This is a genomic window from Pseudomonas sp. FSL W5-0203, from assembly GCF_001896155.1.
GTDB classification, from domain to species: domain Bacteria; phylum Pseudomonadota; class Gammaproteobacteria; order Pseudomonadales; family Pseudomonadaceae; genus Aquipseudomonas; species Aquipseudomonas paracarnis.
On the sequence record NZ_MPOR01000003.1, the window covers coordinates 82540 to 97830 of the forward strand.

The following is a 15291-nucleotide window of genomic DNA, read 5'->3' on the forward strand; positions in this document are numbered from 1 at the left end:
TGTCTGACAATTTACTGTTACTCAACCTGACGAGAGGACTGATCATGGTCTTGCGCTCGGAAATTCTGGTGAACAAAAACGTGCTGCCTACTCAAGAACAAGCGTTGCCTGGTCGTGAAACCCCGATGAAGTTACCGGAAACGCACTTCGTCAACGGCAACCCACTGCTGGGCCCGTTCCTGGATGACGTCGGCTTTGCGATCTTCGGCCTGGGCTGCTTCTGGGGCGCAGAACGCAAGTTCTGGCAGCGCGACGGCGTGGTCAGCACCGTGGTCGGCTACGCCGGCGGCTTCACGCCTAACCCGACTTACGAAGAAGTCTGCTCGGGCCTGACCGGCCACAGCGAAGTGGTGCTGGTGGTGTATGACCAGGCCAAGGTGAAATACGAAGACCTGCTGAAGATGTTCTGGGAACTGCACAACCCGACCCAGGGCATGCGCCAGGGCAACGACATCGGCAGCCAGTACCGCTCGGTGATCTACGCCACCACGCCGGAGCAATTGGCGGCGGCCAAAGCCAGTGCCGAGGCTTATCAGCAAGAGCTGAGCAAGGCCGGCCTGGGTGAAATCACCACGGAAATCGAAGAGGCCCCGACGGTGTACTTCGCCGAGGCGTATCACCAGCAGTACCTGGCGAAGAATCCCCAGGGTTACTGTGGGATCGGCGGCACTGGCGTGACGTGCCCGATCTGACCCTTGTGCCATGATCATTCCCACGCTCCGCGTGGGAATGCCGCCCTGGACGCTCCGCGTCCGCTTTTAACATCGTGACGCGGAGCGTCACAGGCTGCGTTACCACGCGGAGCGCGGGAACGATCGGTTACTCGGCGATCAGCCAATCCATCTGCCAGCCACCCTGGGTCTGGCCCAGTTGCTTGGACAACCATGGCAGCAATTCACGCAATTCCTCTTCCAGGCCCCACGGCGGGTTGGCAATCGCCAGGCCCGAGCCGGTGAGGGTGTTGGGCGTGTCCAGCGGATGCACCAGCAACTCCACACGCAGCAGCTTCGGCGCACCGGTACCGGCCAGGTCCTGGTAGAAACGGCGCAACATGCGCTGGTCTTTCACCGGGTACCAGATCGCCGCGACCGTCTGGCGCATACGGCTGACGGCTTCCTTGAGGGACGCCGCGCAACGCTGCATTTCGTCGAGTTTTTCAAACGGCGGGTCGATCAGCATCAGCCCGCGCTTTTCCGGCACCGGCAGCAAGGCCCGTGGCACATGCCAGCCCTCGCCCAGATGCACTTTGACGCGGCGATCACCCTTCATGTTGTCCTTGAGCAGCACGCCATCTTCCGGGTGCTTCTCATTGAGCAGCACACGGTCCTGGGGCCGCGTGAGGCGGCGCGCCAGTTCCGGCGAGCCCGGGTAGTAGCGCAACTGGCCATCCGGGTTCATCTCGTGCAGCACGCGCATGTAGTCGGCGGTGAGCGGAGGCAGGTCGCTTGCGCCCCACAGGCGGGCGATGCCTTCCAGGTACTCACCGGTGCGGTTGGCCTGGTCGCCCTGCAAGTCGTACAAGCCAATGCCTGCGTGAGTGTCGAGGTAGGCGAACGGCTGTTCCTTGCGCGACATCAGGGCGATGAGGCGGGTCAAGGTCAGGTGTTTGAAGACATCGGCGTGGTTGCCGGCGTGAAAGGCGTGACGATAATTCATGGTTGCTCCTGCGCAGGGGGCGAAGTTTACCTCCTACCGACGCAAAGGTGCAGGGCCGCACGGCAGGCGGCACGGATGTCACGCTATTGCCAGGGGCTCAACTGAGTTGCGAGGCAAGGTAATCAGCCAATGCGCCATGGCTGACTTGCGGCCTGCGTACGAAGTAGGCGACCTTGTGCTGCAAGGTCGCTGGCGTAAACGCGGTGTAGAGGTCAGGGCGCTGTTCCTGGAGCCATTGCAACAGGTTGTCGACCAGCACCTGCGGTGACTGCGGGGCCATATGCATCAGCAACGATGCCGGTACCTGCCACCACGGACTGGTTGGGGCCGCAGTGACTGATTTGGGCGCCACCGACAGCGGTTGGCCGTTGACCAGGTAGCGCTGGAACACCGGCAACACGCGCGCCGCCTCGTCGCCTAATGACTGCAACATCGGCAAAAGGTGCGCGCCGTCCCAGAAGCGCAAAAACACCGGCTGGCTTTCCGGCAAGTACACCTGGGTCAACCCCTTCAAATGCGCGATCACCACCTCCAGCGGGCTGGATGAGACCGCCAGCCAGCCCCAGTCCGACGCTTGGGTGGTGGCTATCCAATCGAGAAAAGCACTGCTCGGCTCAACGACGCCAACGTAGGGCATGACCTCCTCCCAGTCAGCGTAGGCCGTGCCCACCCAGATCGGTCGCGGCATCTTCCCCGCAGCCGTGCCTTGCCAGGTGGCGAGCGGCTTGGCGTCGCTGGCATTGCCCAGCACGGCGTACAGCTGTTCATCTGGCTGCAACGGGTAGTGCGCCAGCCAGGCATTGGGCGTCAAGGGCGCGGGCATCAGGACGCACTCCGTGCATGGGCGCCGATGTCACACTGGCCGTTCTTGCAGCGTTCGCATTCTTCGCAGAACGGCGCGCTGCGTTTGAGGCTGAACACTTGTGCACGGCTTAACGGCGCGGGAACCACGGTCAATAAAGTCTCGTTCAATCCAGGCATCAACGGTGCAGGTGTCGGAGCAGGCGCGCTGCCGAGCTGGATCGGCACACTGCTGAATATCCCGCCCGCTGACAACGTGATCGACTGCCCACCCGCCTGGATCGTCACGCTGGCACCCGCATCAATAATGATGTTTTGTCCGGCCCCCAACGCAATGGTCTGCCCGGCACGCATGTGCTGCGAACCGCCAACCACCAGATGGTCATCCTGCTTGAGCTGCGTCAAACGGTTGCCGTGGGTGATGCGCTGCTCTTCGCCCCGCAGCTCATGGCGCGACTCGCCGCCCACCTGCACGCGACGCTGGTTATCGACCTGTACCTGCTGGTCGTGCAACACATGCTGGGTCCAGTCCCGCTGGGCGCGCAGGTAGATTTCCTCAGCGCCCTTGCGGTCCTCGATACGCAGTTCGTTGTAGCCACCACCGCCAGGGCTGCTCTGGCTACGCCAGAGACTGCGGGTCTTGTCTGCGGGCAGGTCGAGGGGCACTGGCGTGGCGGCGTTGGGCAGGCACCCCACCACCAGCGGCATGTCCATGTCGCCATTGACGAACCCCACCAGCACCTCCATACCGACCCGGGGGATCAGCACCACGCCATAACGGTCATGGGCCCAGCCGCTGGCTACCCGCAGCCAGCAACTGGAATGGTCGTTGTGCTCACCGACACGATCCCAGGCCAGTTGCACCTTGACCCGGCCGTACTCGTCACAGTGGACCTCACTGTCAACCGGGCCGGTAACCACCGCGCTTTGATACCCCGATACCGTCGGGCGCGGCGGCTCCGGCAAAGGCGGACGAAACACCGCATCCCATGGCGCGGCGACAAATGTGTTGCGATACCCCTGGCGCAGCTCCCCACCCTCTTCCTCGGTAACCGCCTCCTCCAGCACCTGGGGTTGTTTGCCTTCATGGCGCACCTGCGTCACCAGCCACAAATCATTCCAGTCCTCGCGGGGGTGCTCGCGCAACTGCAAAAACCGGCCACTGGCCAATGCCGGCTCATCGCCCTGGCCATGGGCACTGCGGTAGTCGCTGCGGTGCCGTTCCAAGCCACGCTGGGCGAGGTATCGGCCATGGGCTCGGTCGGAAAAATTGCCGGGGTAGTGCTGCGCTTCAAGCTTGGGCAAAGACTCATCGACGGCTGCGCTTTCCAGCTCGACATGGGGTTTGCGAAAGTCGTAATCGCGCAGGTTCAACGCCGTGGTCCGGGTCGCCAATTGCAAGGTGAAGCGCTTGATCCCAGGGGTATCGGCCACCATTCCCGAACCTGGCCGGTAAGGCGTGGGCTGATCCATCTGGGCAAACACCGTCTGGTCATCGCCAAACACCAGCAGATGCCCTTCGGGGGAATGCTGGAAGTGATAGTGAATCCCCAGCTCGGCACACAGGCGCTGAATGAACGCCAGGTCGCTCTCGCCGAACTGCACGCAATATTCACGCTCCGGGTAATCACCGCTCAACCGGAACTCAAAGCGATCACTGTGAATCCCCTGCCCGGCCAGCACCTGAGTAACAATCTGCGGCACCGTCTTATGCTGAAAAATACGCTGATGGCTACTGTGCGCCAGGTACGCCAGATGCGGCGCAAGACTGAGTTGGTAACGCGTCAAGCGCCGGCCCGAGTCGCCCTGGGCTACCCGATACACCAGGCCATGAACGCCATGCCCCTGATCATCGAAGCCCAAGTACACCTGGCGATGCAGCAAACCCTCCAGATCGATATCCGGTTGCTCGCAGACCAGCTCAAGTTCAAACCGGTAAGGCTGGCTGATGGCCTCGGTGCCGTTGAACGCGAACACCTTGAAGTCACTGGGCGACCCATCCAGGGCCAGGGTAAATGCGGGTTGGTTGGCAGGAGCGAACATCCGGTGTTTCTCTGCGAAGGGTGGGCGGCCGATTCTGCACCAGCCGCTCGCCTGGCCGAGCGCTGCCTCGGCAAATAAGTAAGGTCCTACGTGAGCACCGCTGGAATCCACGGGCATCGGCGGCTATTGCACCAATCAGCCCAGCAAAAAAAGGCCCAGCGTCCTTCGGACGTGGGCCTTTCTTGTTCGCTCAGCAGGCGTTAAACGCCCAGCGAATTACTTGTTCAAGTTGTAATCTTTTTCCGCCGCGTCAAAACGCTCGACCATACCCACCGTCGGTGCGCCCATCTTGCTCACGAAGTAGATCGCCAGGCTGGCGAAGATGAAGCCTGGGATGATTTCGTACAGGCCCAGCAATTCGAAGTGCTTCCACACGATCACGGTGATTGCGCCGACCAGGATGCCGGCCAGCGCGCCGTTGCGGGTCATGTGTTTCCAGATTACCGAGATCAGTACCACAGGGCCGAAGGCTGCACCGAAACCGGCCCAGGCGTAGCTGACCAGGCCCAGTACGCGGTTTTCCGGGTTGGCTGCCATGGCGATGGCGATCAAGGCCACTACCAGCACCATGATGCGACCGACCCATACCAGCTCAAGCTGGGACGCGCCCTTGCGCAGGAACGCCTTGTAGAAGTCTTCGGTCAGGGCGCTGGAGCACACCAGCAATTGGCAGCTCAGGGTGCTCATCACAGCCGCCAGAATGGCCGACAGCAACACACCGGCAACCCATGGGTTGAACAGGATTTTGGCCAGTTCGATAAACACACGCTCTGGGTTTTCAGTCACCGGGCCTGCTACTTCCGGGTGCGCCGAGAAGTAAGCGATACCGAAGAAGCCCACTGCCACGGTGCCGCCCAGGCACAGGATCATCCAGGTCATGGAAATACGACGCGCCTTGGCGATCGATTTCACCGAGTCCGCCGCCATGAAACGCGCAAGGATGTGCGGTTGGCCGAAGTAGCCCAGGCCCCAGCCCATCAGCGAAATAACGCCGATGAAGGTGGTGTTTTTCAGCATGTCGAAGCTGGTCGGGTCCTTGGCTTCAATGGCCAGGAAGGTGGTGTCTACGCCGCCGGTGGCCAGCAGCACGATGATCGGCGTAAGGATCAGCGCGAAGATCATCAGCGTGGCTTGTACGGTGTCGGTCCAACTGACTGCCAGGAAACCACCGATGAAGGTGTAGGCAATGGTCGCTGCAGCACCGGCCCACAGCGCGGTCTCGTAGGACATGCCGAAGGTGCTTTCGAACAGGCGGGCGCCGGCGACGATGCCGGAGGCGCAGTAGATGGTGAAGAACACCAGGATCACCACGGCGGAGATGATCCGCAGCAGGCCGCTCTTATCTTCGAAGCGGCTGGAGAAGTAATCCGGCAGGGTCAGGGCGTCGCCGTTGTGTTCGGTCTGCACCCGCAGGCGGCCGGCCACGAACAACCAGTTGAGGTAAGCACCGACGATCAGGCCGATGGCAATCCAGCTTTCCGACAGACCGGACATGTAGATCGCGCCCGGCAAGCCCATCAACAGCCAGCCACTCATGTCGGAAGCACCGGCGGACAAGGCTGTCACCACGCTACCGAGGCTGCGACCGCCCAGGATGTAATCGGAAAGGTTGTTGGTGGAGCGATAGGCCATCAGGCCGATCAGCACCATTGCTGCGATGTAGATCACGAACGTGATCAGGGTTGGATTGCTAACGCTCATAGGAGTGACGCCCTGGCTTTGTTTTTATGTAGCGACGGTCATGGGGACGGCCACCCGTGGATAACCGGATAGACGAACCTGCATGCCGCGCATTTATGACTGGCGTTTCCCCAGGAAAGCCGCCAGCCGATGAACCCACCCTGAGGGTTGGTTGCACCTTGGTGCGCGAATGCTATTCAACAAAGCAAATAAGGTGCAACCAGTTTCTGCCGATTAAGTTGCACCCAAGTATGTTTTAGGACAAACGCGCTTTTTTTGCTCCTTTTCGGAGCAAGAACAGCCGATCTCAGAAGCAAATGCACCAGCGCGGAGCGGATTCGGTCGCCTGTTTATTTTTTTCCGATCAAGCGTCGAACATTTAACCAACAAAAGGGTTGCACCCGGTTGCACCTCGGGATGGGCAAAGCTAATCTTGCCGCCAGCAGATGCCACTCGGTAGTGGCACCCATGAGGATAAAAAAATGGCAACGACCACCCTTGGGGTCAAACTCGACGACCCGACCCGCGAACGCCTGAAGGCCGCCGCGACCTCCATTGATCGTACGCCGCACTGGCTGATCAAGCAGGCGATTTTCAATTACCTGGAGAAACTCGAGGGTGGTGCAACCCTGTCCGAGCTCAATGGCTTGAGCAGCAAGGAGGCCGATGATGCCGGCGAGGTCCAGGCCGACCACGCCCACCAGTGCTTCCTTGAGTTCGCCGAGAGCATCCTGCCGCAATCGGTATTGCGTGCCGCAATCACCGCCGCTTACCGTCGCCCCGAGCCTGAAGTGGTGCCGATGCTGATCGAACAGGCGCGCCTGCCGGCGCCGATGGCCGAAGCCACCAACAAGCTGGCCGCGAGCATTGCCGAAAAACTGCGCAATCAGAAGAGTGCCGGCGGCCGTGCCGGTATTGTTCAGGGCCTGCTGCAAGAATTCTCCCTGTCGTCCCAGGAAGGCGTGGCGCTGATGTGCCTGGCCGAAGCGCTGCTGCGTATCCCGGACAAAGGCACCCGCGATGCGCTGATCCGCGACAAGATCAGCACCGGCAACTGGCAGCCGCACCTGGGCAACAGCCCTTCGCTGTTCGTCAACGCCGCCACCTGGGGCCTGCTGCTGACTGGCAAGCTGGTGTCGACCCACAACGAAGCGGGCCTGACCTCGTCCCTGAGCCGCATCATCGGCAAGAGCGGCGAGCCGATGATCCGCAAGGGCGTCGACATGGCCATGCGCCTGATGGGCGAGCAGTTCGTCACCGGCGAAACCATCGCCGAAGCCCTGGCCAATGCGAGCAAGTTCGAAGCCAAGGGCTTCCGCTATTCCTACGACATGCTCGGTGAAGCCGCCCTCACCGAACACGACGCCCAGAAGTACCTGGCCTCGTACGAACAAGCCATTCATTCCATCGGCAAAGCCTCCCATGGCCGTGGGATCTATGAAGGCCCGGGCATCTCCATCAAGCTCTCCGCCCTGCACCCGCGCTACAGCCGTGCGCAGTACGAGCGGGTGATGGACGAGTTATACCCGCGCCTGCTGTCGCTGACCTTGCTGGCCAAGCAGTACGACATCGGCCTGAACATCGACGCCGAAGAAGCCGACCGCCTGGAGCTGTCCCTGGACCTGCTCGAACGCCTGTGCTTCGAGCCGCAATTGACTGGCTGGAACGGCATCGGCTTTGTGATCCAGGCGTACCAGAAGCGTTGCCCGTATGTGATCGACTACGTCATCGACCTGGCCCGCCGCAGCCGCCATCGCCTGATGATCCGCCTGGTAAAAGGCGCGTACTGGGACAGCGAAATCAAGCGCGCCCAGGTCGAAGGCCTGGAAGGCTACCCGGTGTACACCCGTAAGGTGTACACCGACGTTTCCTACATTGCCTGCGCGCGCAAACTGCTGTCGGTGCCGGAAGTCATCTACCCGCAGTTCGCCACGCACAACGCCCACACCCTGTCGGCTATCTACCACATCGCCGGTCAGAACTATTACCCCGGCCAGTACGAGTTCCAGTGCCTGCACGGCATGGGTGAACCGCTGTACGAACAGGTTGTAGGCAAGGTTTCCGAAGGTAAGTTGAACCGTCCGTGCCGTGTGTACGCGCCGGTCGGTACCCACGAAACGCTGCTGGCCTACCTGGTACGCCGCCTGCTGGAAAACGGCGCCAACACCTCGTTCGTCAACCGCATCGCTGACCAGTCCATCTCGATCCAGGAACTGGTAGCCGACCCGGTGGCCAGCATCGAGCAAATGGCAACCCAGGAGGGCGGTTTCGGCCTGCCGCACCCGCGCATCCCTTTGCCGCGTGACCTGTACGGCAGCGACCGCGCCAACTCGGCCGGTATCGACCTGGCCAACGAACATCGCCTGGCCTCGTTGTCCTGCGCCCTGCTCGCCACTGCTCACAACAACTGGAAAGCCGCACCGATGCTCGGTTGCGCCGCCAGCAATGAAGCGGCACAACCGGTTCTGAACCCATCCGACCTGCGTGACGTGGTCGGCCAGGTACAGGAAGCCACCGTCGAAGACGTCGACAACGCCATCCAGTGCGCCATCAGCGCCGCGCCGATCTGGCAGGCCACCCCGCCCGCCGAACGTGCTGCCATCCTGGAACGCGCCGCCGACCTGATGGAAGGCGAGATCCAGCCGCTGATGGGCCTGCTGGCCCGTGAAGCCGGCAAGACCTTCGCCAACGCCATCGCCGAAGTGCGTGAAGCCGTGGACTTCCTGCGTTACTACGCGGTGCAGGCGCGCAACGACTTTACCAATGACGCCCACCGCCCATTGGGCCCGGTGGTGTGCATCAGCCCGTGGAACTTCCCGCTCGCCATCTTCAGCGGCCAGGTAGCTGCAGCGCTGGCTGCTGGTAACCCGGTGCTGGCCAAGCCTGCCGAGCAGACGCCGCTGGTGGCTGCCCAGGCCGTACGTATTCTGCTTGAAGCCGGTATTCCGGAAGGCGTGCTGCAATTGCTGCCAGGCCAGGGCGAAAGCGTCGGTGCCCGTCTGGTGGGTGATGATCGCGTCAAAGGCGTGATGTTCACCGGCTCCACCGAAGTGGCGCGCCTGCTGCAACGCAATGTCGCCGGTCGCCTGGATGCCCAGGGTCGCCCGATTCCACTGATCGCCGAAACCGGTGGCCAGAACGCGATGATCGTCGATTCCTCGGCGCTGACCGAACAAGTGGTGATCGACGTCGTGTCGTCGGCCTTCGACAGCGCCGGTCAACGTTGCTCGGCACTGCGCGTACTGTGCCTGCAGGAAGATTCGGCAGACCGTGTGGTCGAAATGCTCAAGGGCGCCATGGCTGAATGCCGCCTGGGTAACCCGGAACGCCTGTCGGTCGACATCGGCCCGGTGATCGACGCCGAAGCCAAGGCCGGTATCGAGAAACACATCCAGGCCATGCGCGACAAAGGCCGCAACGTTTACCAGGTGGCGATTGCCGACGGTGAAGAGATCAAGCGCGGCACCTTCGTGATGCCGACCCTGATCGAGCTGGAAAGCTTCGACGAACTGCAACGCGAGATCTTCGGCCCGGTGCTGCACGTAGTGCGCTACAAGCGCAAAGAGATCGACCAGCTCATCGGCCAGATCAACGCTTCCGGCTACGGCCTGACCCTGGGCGTGCACACGCGCATCGACGAGACCATCGCCAAGGTGATCGACAACGTCAATGCCGGTAACGTCTACGTCAACCGCAACATTGTTGGCGCCGTGGTCGGCGTGCAGCCGTTCGGCGGCGAAGGCCTGTCGGGCACTGGCCCGAAAGCCGGTGGCCCGCTGTACCTGTACCGCTTGTTGTCGACTCGTCCTACCGATGCAATCGAGCAATCCTTCGTACGGGGCGACAAGTTGGCCGCGCCGGATGTGCGCCTGCGTGATGCCATGAGCCAATCGCTGACCGCCCTGAAAACCTGGGCCGACGGCAATAAGTTCAGTGAACTGAGCGCCCTGTGCACGCAGTTCGCCGCCCAGTCGCAAAGCGGTATCACCCGCCAACTGGCCGGCCCGACCGGCGAGCGCAACAGCTACGCCATCCTGCCGCGCGAGCACGTACTGTGCCTGGCCGAAGTGGAAGGCGACCTGCTGACCCAACTGGCGGCGGTATTGGCCGTCGGTGGTTCGGCGGTATGGCCGGAAACCGAGCTGACCAAGGCCTTGTTCCCACGCCTGCCTAAAGAGATTCAGGCGAAGATCAAGCGCGTGGCTGACTGGACCAAGGACGACGTGGTGTTTGACGCCGTGCTGCATCACGGTGATTCCGACCAACTGCGTGCGGTGTGCCAGCAAGTGGCGCAGCGCGGTGGGGCGATTGTCGGGGTGCATGGCCTGTCGCAAGGCGAAACGGCGATTGCGCTGGAGCGTCTGGTGATCGAGCGTGCGTTGAGCGTAAACACCGCCGCGGCGGGTGGTAACGCCAGCCTGATGACCATCGGCTAACTGACACACCGCGGCTGATCGCGGCTGATCGTTCCCACGCTCCGCGTGGGAATGCAGCTTAAGGACGCTCTGCGTCCAGAAGCGTGACGCGGAGCGTCAAAAGAGGCGTTCCCACGCAGAGCGTGGGAACGATCTCGATGCCTCGCCAGCGTTCTGCCCCTCTATCACTTAGATCAATCTTGCTACCCACCCTCCATTCCCGCACTTAGACTCAGGCCAATTCCTTCAAAGGTAATCCGCCATGTCCGAGACGCTGCTCAGTTCCCGCAATCTGGCTTTCGAGCTGTACGAAGTCCTCGATGCCGAGGGCCTGACCCAGCGTGAGCGGTTTGCCGAGCACAACCGCGAAACTTTCGACGCTGCAATCAGCACGGCGCGCAGCATCGCCGAAAAGTACTTCGCCCCCCACAACCGCAAGAACGACGAAAACGAACCGCGTTATGAGAACGGCCAAGCGATCCTGATCCCGGAAGTCAAACCCGCCGTAGACGCCTTCCTGGAGGCCGGCTTCCTCAACGCAGCACGTAGCTTTGAAGCAGGTGGCATGCAACTGCCGACCCTGTTGTCCCAGGCCTGTTTCGCGCACTTCCAATCGGCCAACGCCGCCTCGACGTCCTACCCGTTCCTGACCATGGGCGCCGCCAACCTGATCGAAAGCTTCGGCACCGAGGAGCAGAAACAACGCTTCCTGCAGCCAATGATCGACGGGCGCTTCTTCGGCACCATGGCCCTGACCGAGCCCCATGCCGGTTCTTCCCTGTCGGACATTCGTACCCGTGCAGAACCCGCGGCTGACGGCAGTTATCGGCTCAAGGGCAACAAGATCTTTATCTCCGGTGGCGACCATTCGCTGTCGGAAAACATCGTGCATATGGTGCTGGCAAAATTGCCGGACGCTCCCGCAGGCGTGAAGGGCATTTCGCTGTTTATCGTGCCCAAGTTCCTGGTCAACGAGGACGGCAGCCTGGGCGCTCGCAACGATGTGCTGCTGGCAGGGCTGTTCCACAAGATGGGCTGGCGCGGCACCACGTCCACGGCGCTTAACTTTGGCGATAACGGCAACTGTGTCGGCTATCTGGTGGGCAAGCCGCACCAGGGGCTGAGCTGCATGTTCCAGATGATGAACGAGGCACGCATCGGCGTGGGCATGGGCGCGGTGATGCTCGGTTACGCCGGCTACCTCTACTCCCTGGACTACGCCCGCGAACGGCCCCAGGGGCGCCTGCCTGATAGTAAAGACCCGAGCACCGCACCGGTGGCGATCATCCAGCACGCCGACATCAAGCGCATGCTACTGACCCAGAAAGCCTATGTGGAAGGCGCCTTTGACCTCGGACTCTACGCGGCGCGGCTATTCGACGACACCACCACCCTGCAAACCGACACCGAGCGCAAGCAAGCCCACGAACTGCTCGACCTGCTCACGCCCATCGTCAAATCCTGGCCGTCGGAGTTCTGCCTCAAGGCCAACGAGCTGGCGATCCAGATTCTCGGCGGCCACGGCTACACCCGCGAATACCCGGTGGAGCAGTACTACCGCGACAACCGCCTGAACCCCATCCATGAAGGCACCCACGGCATCCAGTCCCTGGACCTGCTCGGGCGCAAATTGGCGCAGAACGGTGGTGCCGGCTTGAAGCAATTGATTCGCCTGATCGCCGAAACCGGAGCCCGGGCGCAAAAGCACCCTTCACTTACGGCACTGCGAGAGCCTCTGGAGCAACTGGTAAACCGGCTGCAAAGCGTCACGATTGGCCTGCTGACCGATCTCGCCCAAGGCAAGGTCAACAGCAGCCTGGCGAACTCGGCGCTGTACTTGAAAGTGTTCGGGCACACGGTGATTGGCTGGCGCTGGCTGGAACAGGCGATCCGCGCCGAAGAAGGGCTGGCCAAAGGGGAAGCGGCTGACGCGGCCTTTTATAAGGGCAAGCTCCAGGCCGCCCGGTACTTCCTGACTTGGGAAGTACCGAGCTGCCATCATGAACTGGCGATTCTGGAAGCACGCGACGATACGTGCCTGGGCATGCAAGACGAGTGGTTCTAGCCCTCAGGGCTGACCGATCACCTTGGAAATCACATCGACCGTGGCGCTGACTTGCTCTTGGTAACGGTCGAGTTCCTGCTGGTGCGCCTGTTGCATTTCAATCTGCTCGGCGCACAGGTTCAGCGCGGCCAGTACCAATAGCTTGTCACCGATCAGGGTCGGGTACTTTTTCTTGGTAACCGCCAGGGAGGCCTTGAGCATGGTCACGGCATGCATCAGGGTCTGATCTTCGCCGGCCGGTGCCTTGATCGAGTAATCCTCTCCGAGAATCGAAACGACCTTTATGCCCTCACTCATGCGCTGACAGGCCCTGCACTTACACGCTCAACCAGCGCCTGGATGCGGGCGGCGGTGGCGCCGTGCTTTTCTTCCTGTTCCATCAGGTTCAGTTGCAGGCTGTCGTTTTCGTCCTTGGCGCGGGCCAGCTCGGCCTTGAGGGATTCGTTGCTGCCCAGCAGTTCTTGATTCTGCTGTACGAGGTCGCTGACCAGTTGTTCCAATTGGCTGAGGGATGCTTCTAACATTTTGATTTCTCGGGCGTTTAAAAAGGGCGGTGACGATAAAGAAAATTCACCTTGGATGCCAGGGTTATCCCCGGCCGCGCAGCCCGATGTTGCAAGGCCGGGCCGCACTTTCGAGCCTTAGTGACTGCATTTACCCGATCTGGTTCCTGAACTCACCCAACCCCTGGTCCGATGCGACAAAAGCGCGCGCCCCCTTAAGACTTTAGTCGCAGGGCCGATAAGGCGGGCACACCTCGTCTCATGGCCGCATGGATAGCGCCTCCCCCAGGACTCCAGCATGTCTCTTCGTAATATGAATATCGCCCCGAGGGCCTTCCTTGGCTTCGCGTTTATTGGCGCCTTGATGTTGTTGCTCGGTGTGTTCGCCCTGAACCAGATGAGCAAAATTCGTGCAGCCACCGAAGACATCACCTCGGCCAGCGTGCCCAGCATTCGCGCCCTGGATGAATTCACCCAACTGACCCTGCGCCTGCGCGTGCTGTCGTACCGCTTGCTGACCAACCGCGAGCCAGATGTACAGCAAAAGACCCTGGAAGCCTTCGAACTGCGCAATCAGCAGATTCGCACAGCCCAGGACATCTACGAAAAACTGATCACCAGCACCGAAGAGCGCAGCGCTTACAACGAGTACGTGCGCTTGCTGGGTCAGTACCGCCAGATTGAAGAGCGCATGAAGAGCCTGTCTCGCGCCAATCAGGTCAACGAGCTGCGCAGCCTGCTCAACACCGAGTTGCTGGACAACTCCGAGCAGGTCAATGCGGTCTTGACCCGCTTGCTGGATATCAATAACGACGACGCCAACGCCACCAACCAGCGCGCCAAAGACCAATACGACATGGCCTTTGACCTGGTAGTAGGCCTGCTGGTGGTTGCCACGGCGCTGACCTTGCTGTTCGCCTGGCTGCTGACACGCAGCATCACCCTGCCCATCGCCCAGGCGCTAGAAGCCGCCGAAGAAGTGGCCGAAGGCAACCTGACGCGCCCGATCACCGTGGACGGCAACGACGAAGCCGGACGCCTGCTCGCGGCCATGGCCAAGATGCAACACAAACTGCGCGACACCCTGCAACGTATCGCCGGCTCCGCTACCCAGCTGGCGTCTGCCGCTGAAGAGCTGAATGCGGTCACCGACGAAAGCGCCCGTGGCCTGACCCAGCAGAACAACGAAATCGAACAGGCCGCCACTGCCGTCAACGAGATGACCAGCGCGGTGGAAGAAGTCGCACGCAACGCGGTGAGCACCTCCGAAGCCTCGCGCAACGCCACCACCTCTGCCGGCGACGGCCGCGACCTGGTGCAGGAAACCGTTAGCGCCATCGAACGCATGAGTACCGATGTGCAGGCCACAGCGTCCCTGATTGGCGATCTGGCCAATGAATCGCGGGATATCGGCAAAGTGCTGGACGTGATCCGTGGCCTGGCTGACCAGACCAACCTGCTGGCCCTGAACGCAGCGATTGAAGCTGCGCGCGCCGGCGAAGCCGGACGTGGTTTCGCCGTGGTGGCCGATGAAGTACGGGCCCTTGCCCATCGCACCCAGCAGTCCACCAGCGAGATCGAACGCATGATCGGCAGTATCCAGACGGGTACCGAACATGCAGTGGATTCGATGCGTAACAGCACCGAGCGGGCCGAATCGACACTCAACATTGCCCGAGGCGCGGGCCTGTCGCTGGACACCATCAACACGGCGATTGTGGAGATCAACGAGCGCAACCTGGTGATCGCCAGCGCGGCGGAAGAACAGGCCCAGGTGGCGCGGGAAGTGGACCGCAACCTGGTGAATATCCGTGACCTGTCGGTGCAATCGGCCACCGGCGCCAGCCAGACCAGTGCGGCGAGCGGCGAATTGTCGCGGTTGGCGGTGGACCTGAACGGGATGGTCGGAAGGTTCCGCCTCTGAAATAAGCCTTTGCTCACACCGCATACCCTGTGGGAGCTGGCTTGCCTGCGATAGCAATCTATCAGCTAACGCCCCTGGCGCCTGGCACACCGCAATCGCAGGCAAGCCAGCTCCCACATTTGATCGATGCGCAGCCACAAAAGCTTTTTGACAGCGCAGCAATTCAACAGGTTAGAATCCCTGGCACGCAGACTGCATGGTCAG

The 15291-nt window shown here is 61.6% G+C and carries 10 protein-coding genes and 1 pseudogene; 5 read left to right on the plus strand and 6 right to left on the minus strand.

Annotation, left to right across the window (positions count from 1 at the left end; genetic code table 11):
- Positions 1–44 precede the first annotated feature (44 nt).
- On the plus strand, positions 45–692 hold the full coding sequence (msrA, locus tag BOP96_RS04160; RefSeq protein WP_014716620.1) for a peptide-methionine (S)-S-oxide reductase MsrA: 648 nt from the start codon (positions 45–47) through the stop codon (positions 690–692).
- A 127-nt stretch (positions 693–819) separates the two neighbouring features.
- Here msrA and BOP96_RS04165 read toward each other — a convergent pair whose 3' ends face one another.
- From BOP96_RS04165 to putP, 4 genes are all read right to left on the minus strand, one after another.
- Positions 820–1656 carry a 23S rRNA (adenine(2030)-N(6))-methyltransferase RlmJ gene (locus BOP96_RS04165; protein ID WP_014716619.1) on the minus strand — a complete coding sequence of 279 codons (837 nt, stop codon included), beginning with the start codon at positions 1654–1656 and terminating at the stop codon, positions 820–822.
- Positions 1657–1753: 97 nt separating this feature from the next.
- A complete protein-coding gene (locus BOP96_RS04170) occupies positions 1754–2479 on the minus strand; it encodes a DUF4123 domain-containing protein (protein WP_073451917.1) in 726 nt (241 codons plus the stop codon).
- Positions 2479–4500: a type VI secretion system tip protein TssI/VgrG gene (tssI, locus tag BOP96_RS04175; RefSeq protein WP_073451919.1), complete on the minus strand. Its 2022-nt coding sequence runs from the start codon at positions 4498–4500 to the stop codon at positions 2479–2481. Before tssI ends, BOP96_RS04170 begins: the two co-directional genes overlap by 1 nt.
- Positions 4501–4716: 216 nt before the next feature.
- A complete protein-coding gene (putP, locus tag BOP96_RS04180; protein WP_034125609.1) occupies positions 4717–6201 on the minus strand; it encodes a sodium/proline symporter PutP in 1485 nt (494 codons plus the stop codon).
- Positions 6202–6662: 461 nt separating this feature from the next.
- On the opposite strand from putP, the gene putA reads away from it, so the two are divergent.
- Both putA and BOP96_RS04195 read left to right on the plus strand, forming a co-directional pair.
- Positions 6663–10616, plus strand: coding sequence for a trifunctional transcriptional regulator/proline dehydrogenase/L-glutamate gamma-semialdehyde dehydrogenase (gene putA, locus BOP96_RS04190; protein WP_019818318.1), 3954 nt, complete (start codon positions 6663–6665; stop codon positions 10614–10616).
- Positions 10617–10857: 241 nt separating this feature from the next.
- A complete protein-coding gene (locus BOP96_RS04195; RefSeq protein WP_038448593.1) occupies positions 10858–12660 on the plus strand; it encodes an acyl-CoA dehydrogenase in 1803 nt (600 codons plus the stop codon).
- A gap of 3 nt (positions 12661–12663) precedes the next feature.
- On the opposite strand, the gene BOP96_RS04200 is transcribed toward BOP96_RS04195, so the two are convergent.
- Positions 12664–12957 (minus strand): cell division protein ZapA, encoded by a 294-nt coding sequence (locus BOP96_RS04200; RefSeq protein WP_003187971.1) that lies wholly within the window; start codon positions 12955–12957, stop codon positions 12664–12666.
- Positions 12954–13184, minus strand: a complete 231-nt coding sequence (locus tag BOP96_RS04205; RefSeq protein ID WP_003187970.1) for a hypothetical protein — start codon at positions 13182–13184, stop codon at positions 12954–12956. Before BOP96_RS04205 ends, BOP96_RS04200 begins: the two co-directional genes overlap by 4 nt.
- Before the next feature lie 292 nt (positions 13185–13476).
- Between BOP96_RS04205 and BOP96_RS30810 the strand changes: the two are divergent.
- Both BOP96_RS30810 and BOP96_RS30815 read left to right on the plus strand, forming a co-directional pair.
- A pseudogene (locus BOP96_RS30810) lies at positions 13477–14232 on the plus strand (MCP four helix bundle domain-containing protein); the annotation flags it as partial.
- Positions 14224–15087, plus strand: a complete 864-nt coding sequence (locus BOP96_RS30815) for a methyl-accepting chemotaxis protein (RefSeq protein ID WP_371101677.1) — start codon at positions 14224–14226, stop codon at positions 15085–15087. The pseudogene BOP96_RS30810 and the gene BOP96_RS30815, both read left to right, overlap by 9 nt.
- Positions 15088–15291 lie beyond the last annotated feature (204 nt).

Coding starts and splice junctions, on each gene's coding strand:
- BOP96_RS04170 (WP_073451917.1), bottom strand. CDS start 2,479: ATGCCCGCGCCCTTGACGCCCAATGCCTGGCTGGCGCACTACCCGTTG.
- BOP96_RS04165 (WP_014716619.1), bottom strand. CDS start 1,656: ATGAATTATCGTCACGCCTTTCACGCCGGCAACCACGCCGATGTCTTC.
- BOP96_RS30815 (WP_371101677.1), top strand. CDS start 14,224: ATGCAACACAAACTGCGCGACACCCTGCAACGTATCGCCGGCTCCGCT.
- BOP96_RS04195 (WP_038448593.1), top strand. CDS start 10,858: ATGTCCGAGACGCTGCTCAGTTCCCGCAATCTGGCTTTCGAGCTGTAC.
- tssI (WP_073451919.1), bottom strand. CDS start 4,500: ATGTTCGCTCCTGCCAACCAACCCGCATTTACCCTGGCCCTGGATGGG.
- BOP96_RS04200 (WP_003187971.1), bottom strand. CDS start 12,957: ATGAGTGAGGGCATAAAGGTCGTTTCGATTCTCGGAGAGGATTACTCG.
- putA (WP_019818318.1), top strand. CDS start 6,663: ATGGCAACGACCACCCTTGGGGTCAAACTCGACGACCCGACCCGCGAA.
- putP (WP_034125609.1), bottom strand. CDS start 6,201: ATGAGCGTTAGCAATCCAACCCTGATCACGTTCGTGATCTACATCGCA.
- msrA (WP_014716620.1), top strand. CDS start 45: ATGGTCTTGCGCTCGGAAATTCTGGTGAACAAAAACGTGCTGCCTACT.
- BOP96_RS04205 (WP_003187970.1), bottom strand. CDS start 13,184: ATGTTAGAAGCATCCCTCAGCCAATTGGAACAACTGGTCAGCGACCTC.